The sequence below is a fragment of the Pseudomonas sp. REP124 genome (genome assembly GCF_020164475.1).
Taxonomy (GTDB): Bacteria; Pseudomonadota; Gammaproteobacteria; order Pseudomonadales; family Pseudomonadaceae; genus Aquipseudomonas.
This window is the reverse complement of sequence record NZ_JAIQWX010000004.1, coordinates 101,885-112,578: the sequence shown is the minus strand read 5'-3', so window position 1 is coordinate 112,578 and position 10,694 is coordinate 101,885. Positions and strand designations below refer to the sequence as shown.

The window sequence follows — 10,694 nt, the reverse complement described above, 5'->3', positions numbered from 1 at the left end:
ACCTGCACTGAACCCAAGATCCCCGGGCGACGCCACGAGCATCGGCACCCGCTTCAATGAAATCAAGGCGGTGCTGGACCTGGAGTCCGTGCGCGACAGCCAGCTCTACCAGGCCATGAGCAGCACCGCCAAACAGGCGATGAACACCCTCCTCGACGTCGCCAACCACAAGGCCAGAGACGCCTGGCACGGCTTGAGCGTCATGCTGCTGCCGGCCATGAAACAGCAATTGGCACTGACCCTGGCCGTACCGCAAGTGCTGATCTCCACCGAAATTTCCATGGACACACAGCTGGTCTACAACCCGAACTACCAACGCGAGTACCAGGCCTGGCTGCTGGAAGTCGCCACCGTGCAGAACAAGATAGCGTCCTCCAACAACGCCTTACGCCATCGCGCGGCGCCTCACGATCAACGCGCAGCGCGTCACTTTCTGCGAGCCAATGAATACCGCCTCAAACACCTCTTCCTGCAACGCCCCAACCAGATCTCTGCTCAAACCTCAGGCCCCACGCGCCTGCCTGTCGACCTGCCACAAATCAACCGCTGGCTCTCCGATCTGGGGAAATCGGAGGTGATCGAGCAGCTGAAAACATTCGGCACTCAGGAACACCAGCGCAGCACCAAAGCCTGGATGAACCAGAACCTGGGCAATGCCTTACCGGCCCTGTTGGTGGGCCTGAACGCCTGGAACCTGCATCACACGGCCAAACAGGCGAAGAATGACGGCAAGTTCTCGGCGGATGAATGGCGCAATGTGAGTGCCAGTGCGGCGTATGCAGGGAATGCAATCGCGACCTTGTGGGTGGGGCCGGCGTGGAATCGGGCGGGGAACATGACAACTGAACTGAGGCACAAAACTCGAAGCGTGGCTCAAGCGTCATACAGAAGTTGGTTGTCGGAGGCCAGAACAGCTGCGATTGACGGGAAAAGTGCCAGAGCAACGCTGGCGACTGAGTTTGCGAACGTTTCTAAAGGGCTGATCTGGCGCACGGTGACGTGGGCGGCATTGGGTGCTGTGGCGAGCGGGCTAGAAGCTTGGCAATTGTCCCATGACGTTGATGGCGCCACCAGCGAGGTTGAAAAAGGCTTACTCAAAGGAAAATCTCGTATCGTTACAGGCATGTCTGTGGTCGCCACGATACAAACTATCGGCACTGGCCTTGGCTATTGGTTCGGCTTTGCCTGGGTAATGTCCAAGCCGGTGATCATCACCTTGGCGATTCTCGGCATCGCCTATTTGATGATCAGCATGGCCGCCAACCGCTACAAGCGCGAGGGACTGCGCCTGTGGCTGTACCGTTGCACTTGGGGGCGAGGATCAATCCCGGAATGGCATGGCGATGAAGGCCACTTTAGGCAGACGCAAGCCCTCTTGGAAACCCTGCAACGTCCCAGCGTCGGCGGCAGGGCTTTGTCCACCGGCGGAGGCAGCACGCCGAGAAGAAACCTGGGTTTCTGGCTACAGATCCAAGTACCAAACGCGCTGGCAGGCAAGGATGTGACCCTGCAACCGGCGATGATCCAGACATATCTGTTTTATGCCGACGAACTGCAAAGCACCAAGGACCAGTTCTACGACAGGTTCCTCAATGGTTACTGGATAGATCCGAATCTGCTCGGCCAGTTACCCGACGGTCCCGGTACCAAAGACAATCCGGCGGACTACCTCTACACCGGTAAAGAACAGCACCGTCTATGGCAAGTGTGGATCGAGTTCTCCAAAGGCAGCCCTGTCCTTGAATTGGAGGTTAAGTACCCGGCCGGGGTACTTCAGCGTGCTGACAGACGCGGGTACATGTTTCGAATCGCGCTTGAGTGGGCCCCGAACGAAGCGGATCGAGCCAACAATGCTTTCAGCGGCGAGCTAGAGGAAAAGGACGGCATCTTACTGAGAGAGCAAACAACCCAGCTTCTAAAAATGATCATTCCTAACTGAGCTAATGGACGAGCCCTGAAATGTTTAAATTCAACAAAGCCCTTGATTTACCTCCGCAACTCCAATGGAAGTTCGCCAATGAACCAGAGCTATTGGGATGGACGATTCGTGCGCGCAACTACAATACATTCGTGGCCAACTGCATGTTTGCGTTTTCATCAATATTTGTCGTAGGAGGGGCATCATATTTTCTGTATCGACATCCGACCCCGGAGGACGGTGACATATCCAGAATTCTGTTTAGCTTAGGTTTTTTTATTTTTTTCTCACTCCTGACCTCATCCATGACCCATCAGCGAATGAATTATGCGTATAGATTCACTCAGTCCGGATTGGAATACTGCGAATGGAAAGAACCAGCTAAATGGGTACTACCATTCTTGAAATGGTTTACCGGCATCATAGCAATTATTTTCATCTTCCTAGCAACCATTGATCCTACCTTCCTGATTGGTGCACTGATAGGTCCCGGCGGCATGGGACTGATGTATCTGTCCATGGCAAATTCCAAGGGTTTTCAAAGTTTGCACACTGAATACCACCATTACTTCATACACTGGAACAAACTAACGAACATTACGATTGCGACAAATAGAGACATGGTTGAACTGGAGTTTAAATATCCGGAAAAAAACACAAATGACATGCTCTCAGGGAGCCAATACGTTTTCTTTCAACGCCGAAAAAAAGAACAAGTAGTGAATCTTATCAAAGCCCAGCTGCCATCCAGTGTGCCTTGTGTCATTGGAAAGGTGGAGGTTCTGAACTAATCAGCGGTACCTTTCTGTAGGAGCGAGCTTGCTCGCGATGGACGACAGCCCACCGCGAAACATCAGGTTTCCCACGTTATCGTTAACGACCATCGCGAGCAAGCTCGCTCCTACAGGGCCATACCTGCGCAATTGCGAATGCCACTTCGAACACCGTAAACCCCGCAGCAAGCTTCAACTGCCAACCGAAACCCCACCACGCGCCTCACTCAACCACCAAACGCCCACGCCCAACACCGCAGTCAGCGCCGCCAACATCAATATCACCCCCTGCATCCCCAGCGGCGCTGCCAACCCCGCCACCAACAACCCCGCCAGCGGCTGCGACAGGTTGTTGAGCAACGTCATCACGCCCACCGTCTTGCCAAAGTCCCGAGCCGGAATCACTCGCTGACGAATGCTGCGCATATACACGTTGAACATCTTGTCGAAGCCAACGACCAGCAGAAACCCCACCAGATACCCGGCCAGCCCCGGACTCAATGCACTGAACAATCCACCCACGGCAATCATCGAATATCCCAAGCCACCCAGCACCCGCATCGGCAGCGCCACCCGAGCCAGGAAAAACAGGATCACAATGGTGGTCACTGCCCCGGCCGCCTGTAGTCCGGCATAGGCATCCTTGCCAGCGCCGAACTGCCCGATCACCATCGCCGCCGAAGTCGCCATTGTCACCCCGACAATCAGATTGACCCCAACCGCCAAGGCGATGATCTTCTTCAACTCCGCTTGCTCGCGAATGTGCCCAAAGGCTACCCGCAATGGCTGCAACCAAATGTCCTGATGCTGTTCGAACACCTCCAACGTTATCCGGCTGAGTCGCTGCCACACCCGCATGCTCACATCCGCCAGCACAAACAACCCCGCCACCCACAGCACCACCCAATGCCAAGCCCAAACCTCCAGCAACAACGCCGCCACCAGCGGCCCGAGTACCAGCCCGGTCTGATCGGCGATCTGCGAATACGACAAGGTTTTGGTGTAGCTGTAATGCTGAAAGATATGCGGCATCAGCACCTCGCGGGCCATGATGCCCTGCGTGGTCAGTACCCCGCACAGCGCCGACAGCATCACCAACCAGGCAAGGCCGCCGAACATCGCGTAAAACCCTACCGCCACCACACAAAGCAGCGCTCGGTAAACCTGACTGATGTGCAATATCCGAACTGGCGAAAACTTGTCGCACAGCGCTCCGCACACGGGAAACGCGAGGTAGCGCGGCAGCGATTCGACGAAAAACGCCAGCCCTGCACATGACGCGCTGTTAGTGGTCTGGAACACCACAAGCGGCACGATGAACAGCAGGATTTGATCGGCCAGTCGTGAGAGGAAGAGGGAGATGAAAAAAGCTGCGTAATCCTTGCGCATGGGTGACGTCCTGTCGCGAGATCGATAGCTGCCGGATCACCCGTCACGAGGACGCATGATGTGCGTGGCGTAGTCTTCCTCCGATCGCAGGAAATCGCAACGCGGATTGCAGGCGCTGTGCAGGAAAATTTGTCCATCTTGCGGCAAACAAAAAAGCCTGAAGCACGGGCCTCAGGCTAAGAGTGACGATCGTCGAGGAGAAACTCGATCAGGCAATGGCTTTGCGCGGCACCGCCTTTTCGGCAGCCTCTTTGAGGGTCAGGACCAGAGAAGTGGCATCCATGTCGGCACCACCTTTTTCGATGTGGTTCTTGAGCAAGGCGTGCGCCGCTTCCGCGGTAGCGATCGTGGCGCCAACTTCACGGCCAGCATCCATCGCCAGCGTCAGGTCCTTGGCCAGCAACCAGGTTTTGAAGCCTGCTTTATATCCCTTCGAGGCCGGTGAGCTGGCTACTACGCCTTCGCCCGGGTTCCAGACGCGGTACGTCCAATTATCGGCAGTGGAGCGAGTCGCAATTTCGAAGAATTCCTTGAGGTTCAGTCCAAGGCGCTCGGCCAGTGCCGTAGCTTCACAGTTCACCGCCACGCAAACACCCATGATCAGATTGTTGACGACCTTGGCAGCCTGCCCGGCTTCAGGACCGCCAGCATGGGCGACATAATCCCCCATCGGGCCCAGCAGCTCTTTCACCCGTGCGACATGCGGATCTTCACAACCAATCATGAAAGTCAGAGTGCCGTCGATGGCCCCCTCGGTACCGCCCGACACGGGCGCTTCGGCGAAGATACTGCCCGCCCGCTTGGCAGACGCATGCAGCGCACGGGCGTTTTCGATGCCGACGGTGGAGCAGTCGATCACCACCGTATCCGGATCGATGCTGGCGAATACGCCGTTCGGGCCAGATAGAACTTCTTTCACTTCCACGCCGGTAGGCAGCATGGTGAACACGGCGTCCACACCCTGACAGGCTTCGGCCACGGTCGCGCAGACCTGGACGCCATTTTTGGCAGCACGCTCGCGCGCTGCCGGATCGATGTCAACACCTTTGACAGCGTAACCGGCGTTCATCATGTGTTTGGACATTGGGATGCCCATAAAACCCAGGCCGATCCAAGCGATAGTTTTCATTGTTGTTCTCCATTGCTTATGAGGGGTTGTACTGATTAATATTTCAGGCGTAAAAAAGCCGATCGAAGTTATTCGCCTTTCACTTTTTTATAAGAAAAGTCGCTTCAGCGTTGATCGATCGATTTGTGATAAGGGTTCACGCTGACGCTATTCCAGACGCCATTGAGTGCAAACGGATCATTCTTCTGGAAATCAATGGCTTGTTGCAGCGATTCAGCTTCGACAACCAGCATACTGCCGATCTTCCGATCACTCTCGAGTGAAGTATAAGGTCCGGCAATCACTATCTTGATCGGAGCGCTTTTCAGATAAACGCGGTGCGCATCATAAAACTCATCACGTTTGGCAGGCGTAGACGGATCATCCTTGCAGTAGATGACGTATAACATGTTGCACCTGTTATTTAATTGTGAGTAAGAAAGAGTCGAGTTACTTGCAAATACTCCGACTCGATGAAGTTCACAGTACGCTTTCCGGTTGTGCCTTCACAACACGATAAATACACATCCGGCGTGCAAAAATTCACTGACAAGACCGAATCAAAGAAAAATCTCTCTATTGGCCTCCACCTGGTCAGCGATAAAACGGGCAACCTCCCGTATATGCGCCGCCTTGCGATGATCCTCATGCACATGCATGTAGAAAGACCGCTTGATGCTGACCTCGTCCGGCAACACGGGGACCAGTTTGGGAAAGTAGGTGGCGATGTAGGACGGCAGGATGCCGATCACCTTGCCACCGAGGACCGCATGCACCTGAGTCAGCAGATTGGTGCTGCGAAGACGCGAGATCAGTTCGACCTCCAGACCGTTGGAAAAATCCAGTTGCGGAGCGAATAGCAGATCTTCCACGTAGCCCACGAACGGGTGTTCCTGAAGATCTTTTTGAGTACGAATTGGCGGTGCCTGGTTCAGATATTGTTGTGTGGCATATATCTGCAGTCGGTAATCTGTCAAACGCCGAGAAGCAACACGCATGTGTTCGGCGGTCGCCAGACTGATACCAATATCGGCTTCACGTTTCGACAGACTGAAGACGCGTGCAGCCGCATAAATCTCGACCTCCAGTTCAGGATGCTTGTTTGTCAGTTCGGACATGCGCGGGGCCAGGAATACACTGCCAAACCCATCAGGCGCCCCTATTCTGACAATACCGGATATATGCCCCTGATCCGTTTCATCGCTTTTATAGGAGAGCAGAATACTTTCCATACCCTCGACAGCACCCAGCACTCGCTCGCCTTCAGGTGTGAGCACATAACCGGAGTTGCTCTTGTGGAATAACCTTATTTTCAATCCATCTTCCAGAGCAGATACATGACGGGCCACTGTAGTGTGCTCGGTACCCAGCCGTTCAGCTGCACCGGATAATGTTCCCGCTCTTGCCACGGCCAAAAAATATCGGAAGTCATCCCAGTTTTCGTTTTTCTGTTTTTTGGCCATGTCTAACTTCTCGGTTCGACTGAAACATCGATGTCAGGAATCATCCCAGGGCGCACGTTTTTCAAATTTCGATTCAATGAAACGCTTGAATGCATCGACCTTGGCAGAGGTATAGGCGGAAGAAGGCCTGACCAGATAAACACCGGCATCGGTATTGAATGTCCAATCCGGCAAGACCCGCACTAATTGACCTTTCCTCATCGCCCTGGCCATCAGCCAGGTACTGCCCGCCACGATCCCCAGGCCGTGCTTTGCCGCTATCAGAAGACCTTCATTGTCATTGCTTTTGATTGCGCCTTTGGGCCTCACCGTCACCGATGAACCTTGCGAAACCAGGCGCCAATCCGGGTAGGTGTTGAACCCGGTGTAGGACAAGCAATGATGATTCACCAAATCGTGGGGATGGCTCGGCGCGCCGTAATTGTCGAGATACTCCGTGGAAGCACACAGGATGCGTGTCTGATCGCAGAGCTTGCGGGCAATCAGGCGACTGTCCGGCAGATCACCGATGCGGATCGCAAGGTCATAACCTTTTGAAACGATGTCGACGAATTGATCGGTGTATTCAAGCTCCAGATAAAGGTGGGGATGCAGTTTGGCGAACTCCGCAACCATGGGGCTCAACCACATCCGCCCCATCGCCGAGGGCAAGGACAACCGGAGCGTGCCCTGTATTTCCGAGGAGTCTTGCAGTGCCTCGGACTGCGCTTCTTCTATCATGCGCGCAGCGACACGCAAGTTTTCGACAAACCTTTCACCGATATCCGTGAATCGCACGGCTCTGGTAGTTCGCTCGACCAACCGAACGCCCAATCTCATCTCCAGAGCAGAGATCCGCTTGGACAAAACGGACGGATGCCGCTCAAGAACCTTCGCTGCCGCAGAGAATGTCTGATGATCGGCGAGCGCCAGAATCGCTGAAAGCTCATCTGCATTACGGCTGTCGAACGGATCCATTTATGACCTCGTAAAGGGCAGGAATAGCAATTCAGGGCACGAGCACGATAGCGCCTCTGGAGTGCCCGTTTTCCAGGTCTTGCTGAGCCTTCGCCGCGTCTTTCAACGCGTAAGTCGTGGCGACGTGAGCCTTGATAATGCCTTTGACCAGCGCATCGAGTACATCCGCAGCACGCTCCTGATAGGCATCAGCCGTGGCTACGTGTGCAGCCAATGACGGACGTGTCAGGTACAGAGAGCCCTTTGCATTGAGCGTTCCAATAGCCACAGGATCCGGCACACCACTGGAAATGCCGAACGACACCATCAGGCCACGAACCTTCAGGCAATCCAGGGACGTGTCGAAAGTCAGCTTGCCAATAGGGTCATAAACCACGTCCGCCTTTCGGCCACCGGTTGCTTCCAGAACATTGGCAGCCAGGGTTGCGCTGTCATACACGAACACATGCTCGCAACCTGCGGCGCGTGCTCGCTCCACGCTGCTCTCCTTTGAAACCACCCCGATCACAACGGCTCCCAGGTGCCTGGCCCAGGACGCCATCAACTGCCCCACGCCGCCTGCCGCACCGTACAGCAAAACATACGTGCCCCTCCCGACCGGGTAAGTCGTTTTCAGCAGGTATTGAGCGGTTATTCCCTTGAATAGCACCGCAGCGGCTTCTTCAAAACTCACTGAATCGGGCAGTTTCACCAAACGTTCCGCGGGATAGAGCCTGGAGGCTGCATAGCTCCCGATCGGCCCTGTTGCATAGGCGACTCTGTCTCCGACCTTGACGTTGCTCACATTCGGTCCAACAGCAGCAACGACGCCGGCGCCCTCCAGCCCGATCCCGGAAGGCAAAGGAATCTTCACTTCGCCCCGGCGCTGGCTGATATCGAGCGGGTTGACGCCCACAGCATGTTGCTCGATACGCACCTCACCTTCTCCCGGCTCACCGACTTCAATCTTGACCAGTTGAAGCTGATCCGCACTGCCCACGTCCTCGAAACGCACTACATCGCTCATGACTCACCTCCAGTGATTGCACTGGAACAAAGGTCGCACCTTGCACCCCATGCAACAAGATAGACCACGTGCACCACTGAACTGCACTGCACTGCATGCACGAATACTCGGAAATTGATTTCACCGTTGACTCGTCGGGGTGTGCAGGAGAAAGGGAGCAAAGAGCGGTGCGTTCACTGTTTTTTGCGCACCCATTGAGCAGTTTCTGCACTGTGCCGCTTGCCGGAGCGCTCATAGACTCGGCCCCAACCCCATGAGCGACCGGAGACCGCCCTCACTGCTGTCAGCAGCACCAACCATCGAAACCCCGTGAATTACCAAGGCAACAGCTTTCGGATAAATCAACGATGGCGGCCATGTGAAACGGCCGGCAGTCAAGAACAAAAACAATTGAGCCTATAGGCCGAGGTACTGCAGAAATGAACGAGATAGCGCAGGAACAAAATGTCGGCGCCTCCGACATTGGACGACAAGACACGAAGGTGATTTTCGCCTCCTCTCTTGGAACCATCTTCGAGTGGTATGACTTCTTCCTGTATGGCGCGATGGCAGCCATCATCGGCAAGCACTTCTTCTCCGGCGTAAACGACACCACAGCCTTCATCTTTGCGTTGATGACATTTGCCGCAGGCTTTTTGGTGCGGCCGTTCGGCGCGCTGGTCTTCGGCCGCCTGGGCGACATGATCGGCAGGAAGTACACGTTCATGGCCACCATCATTCTGATGGGGCTCTCCACTTTCCTGGTTGGGATTCTTCCGACCTACGCCTCGTGGGGCATCGCGGCTCCGATCCTTCTGGTCGTCCTGCGCATGCTTCAGGGGCTTGCACTGGGCGGCGAGTATGGCGGTGCGGCAACTTACGTTGCCGAGCATGCACCCTCCAACAAACGCGGGTTGTTCACTGGCTGGATTCAATCCACCGCCACACTTGGTCTGCTCCTTTCGCTGCTGGTGATTCTGATCTGCCGCACAATCACCGGTGATCAGTTCGAGGCGTGGGGCTGGCGCATTCCATTCCTGCTGTCGCTGCTGATGGTGGGCATCTCGGCCTGGATTCGCATGAGCATGCACGAATCGCCTTCGTTCAAGAAAATGAAAGAAGAAGGCAAGACCAGCAACTCTCCGCTGCGCGATTCATTCGGTTCCTGGGCCAACCTGAAAGTCGTTCTGACGGCCCTGTTCAGTATCAACGCCGGTCAAGCCGTGACGTTTTACACCTCGCAGTTCTACGTCCTGTTTTTCATGACCCAGTTCCTGAAAATGGATCCCGTGCAGTCCAATGCACTGCTCATTATCAGCGTGGTAATCGGTGCCCCGTTCTTCGTCCTGTTCGGCTCGCTGTCGGACAGAATCGGTCGCAAGCCGATTCTCATGACAGGTTTGCTGCTCGCCACGGTGCTCTACTTCCCACTGTTCGGCGCCCTGAGCCATTACGGCAATCCGCAGATATCTCAAGCGAGCGCAAGTGCTCCGGTCACTGTCACGGCTGACCCCGCTTCCTGCACCTTTCAGTTCGATCCAGTGGGCAAAGCGAAATTTGATAGCCCCTGCGACAAGGCAAAAACCTATCTGGCGAAAATGGGCATCCCGTATGAGTCCATTGCAGGCCCGGCTGGCAGCGATCTCAAGATCGCGGTAGGCAGCACAGTGCTCACTGGCTTCGATGCCGATGCGGTCAAAAAAGTAACCGTGGACGCCGGTTATCCAACAAGCGCAGACCCGGCCCAGGTGAACAAACCGATGGTGGTGGCGATCATCGTCACGCTGATTCTCATCGCCTGCATGACGTATGGCCCGCTGGCCGCAACGATGGTCGAGCTGTTCCCTACACGCATCCGATACACCTCGATGTCCCTGCCCTACCACATCGGTAACGGCTGGTTCGGTGGCCTGCTGCCGACCATCTCGTTCGCCTTGGTGGTGTACACCGGCGATATCTATTACGGCTTGTGGTACCCGGTGCTGGTAACCGGAATCAGCCTCGTCATCGGCCTGTTCGCGCTCAAGGAAACCAGGCACGTCGATCTCGATAACGTCGAGATCCCTGAATAACCCTAACCATCGCCCCCCGATAACCGCGG

General features: G+C 55.3%; 8 protein-coding genes and 1 pseudogene. 3 read left to right on the top strand and 6 right to left on the bottom strand.

The features are described 5' to 3' along the window. A pseudogene (locus K9857_RS02280) lies at nucleotides 1–1,939 on the top strand (hypothetical protein); the annotation flags it as partial. Nucleotides 1,940–1,959: 20 nt separating this feature from the next. Beyond that, a complete protein-coding gene (locus tag K9857_RS02275) occupies nucleotides 1,960–2,709 on the top strand; it encodes a hypothetical protein (protein WP_224533289.1) in 750 nt (249 codons plus the stop codon). 174 nt (nucleotides 2,710–2,883) lie between these two features. Here K9857_RS02275 and K9857_RS02270 read toward each other — a convergent pair whose 3' ends face one another. The 6 genes from K9857_RS02270 to K9857_RS02245 all read right to left on the bottom strand — a co-directional run bounded on the left by K9857_RS02270 (nucleotide 2,884) and on the right by K9857_RS02245 (nucleotide 8,614). Beyond that, the gene (locus K9857_RS02270) at nucleotides 2,884–4,080 is read right to left on the bottom strand and encodes an MFS transporter (protein ID WP_224533288.1); all 1,197 of its coding nucleotides are present in this window, start codon (nucleotides 4,078–4,080) and stop codon (nucleotides 2,884–2,886) included. A 208-nt stretch (nucleotides 4,081–4,288) separates the two neighbouring features. Continuing rightward, nucleotides 4,289–5,209: an NAD(P)-dependent oxidoreductase gene (locus K9857_RS02265; RefSeq protein WP_224533287.1), complete on the bottom strand. Its 921-nt coding sequence runs from the start codon at nucleotides 5,207–5,209 to the stop codon at nucleotides 4,289–4,291. 104 nt (nucleotides 5,210–5,313) lie between these two features. Beyond that, nucleotides 5,314–5,598: a YciI family protein gene (locus K9857_RS02260; RefSeq protein WP_224533286.1), complete on the bottom strand. Its 285-nt coding sequence runs from the start codon at nucleotides 5,596–5,598 to the stop codon at nucleotides 5,314–5,316. A 150-nt stretch (nucleotides 5,599–5,748) separates the two neighbouring features. Further along, nucleotides 5,749–6,651 (bottom strand): LysR family transcriptional regulator, encoded by a 903-nt coding sequence (locus K9857_RS02255; protein WP_224533285.1) that lies wholly within the window; start codon nucleotides 6,649–6,651, stop codon nucleotides 5,749–5,751. A gap of 33 nt (nucleotides 6,652–6,684) precedes the next feature. Continuing rightward, the gene (locus tag K9857_RS02250) at nucleotides 6,685–7,608 is read right to left on the bottom strand and encodes a LysR family transcriptional regulator (protein WP_224533284.1); all 924 of its coding nucleotides are present in this window, start codon (nucleotides 7,606–7,608) and stop codon (nucleotides 6,685–6,687) included. Nucleotides 7,609–7,639: 31 nt separating this feature from the next. Further along, complete coding sequence (locus K9857_RS02245; protein ID WP_224533283.1) at nucleotides 7,640–8,614, bottom strand: quinone oxidoreductase family protein; 975 nt, start codon at nucleotides 8,612–8,614, stop codon at nucleotides 7,640–7,642. 419 nt (nucleotides 8,615–9,033) lie between these two features. On the opposite strand from K9857_RS02245, the gene K9857_RS02240 reads away from it, so the two are divergent. After that, nucleotides 9,034–10,665, top strand: a complete 1,632-nt coding sequence (locus K9857_RS02240; protein ID WP_224533282.1) for an MFS transporter — start codon at nucleotides 9,034–9,036, stop codon at nucleotides 10,663–10,665. Nucleotides 10,666–10,694 lie beyond the last annotated feature (29 nt).